At 67.8% G+C, this 653-nt stretch carries 2 protein-coding genes; both read left to right on the forward strand.

The genetic code is table 11. The features are described from left to right. Window positions 1–278: response regulator (locus tag AC1RUR_RS38340; protein WP_492853347.1), on the forward strand; the 278-nt coding region annotated here is incomplete at its 5' end. Between the two features lie 25 nt (window positions 279–303). Beyond that, a partial coding sequence (locus AC1RUR_RS38345) for a chemotaxis protein CheW (RefSeq protein WP_492853348.1) occupies window positions 304–653 on the forward strand: 350 nt, incomplete at its 3' end.

The raw sequence follows: 653 nt of genomic DNA on the forward strand, positions 1-653 counted from the left end.
TGCGCGCCCAGAGCTTCGACGTGGTCCTGACCGACATCGAGATGCCCGACATGAACGGCTTCGAGTTCGCCGAGGTGATCCGCTCGGACAACAATCTGGGCGCGATGCCGATCATCGGCCTGTCGGCGCTGGTGTCGCCGGCGGCGATCGAACGCGGCCGTCAGGCCGGCTTCCACGACTATGTCGCCAAGTTCGACCGTCCCGGTCTGATCGCGGCGCTGAAGGAACAGACCGCGGGTGCCGCCGGCGCCTCCGAGCTGAGCCGGGCAGCGGCGTAACCAGCGGGACCAGGAGACACGCAACATGACCAGCAAGAGCAAGACCCAATCCGCCGAAGGCGCCATGGTCGAATACGTCACCGCGATGATCGGCGGCCAGCTGTTCGGCCTGCCGATCTCCCGGGTCCAGGACGTGTTCATGCCCGAGCGCGTCACCCGCGTTCCCCTGTCCTCGCGCGAGATCGCGGGCGTGCTGAACCTGCGCGGCCGCATCGTCACCGTGGTCGACATGCGCGCCCGGCTCGGCCTGCCGCAGCCCGAGGACGGCAAGGTGCCGATGGCGGTCGGCGTCGATTTGCGCGGTGAATCCTACGGCCTCTTGATCGACCAGATCGGCGAAGTGCTGCGCCTGCCCGAGGCCGGCATGGAGGAAAA

Source organism: Bradyrhizobium sp. GW821-FHT12B03, assembly GCF_058807535.1.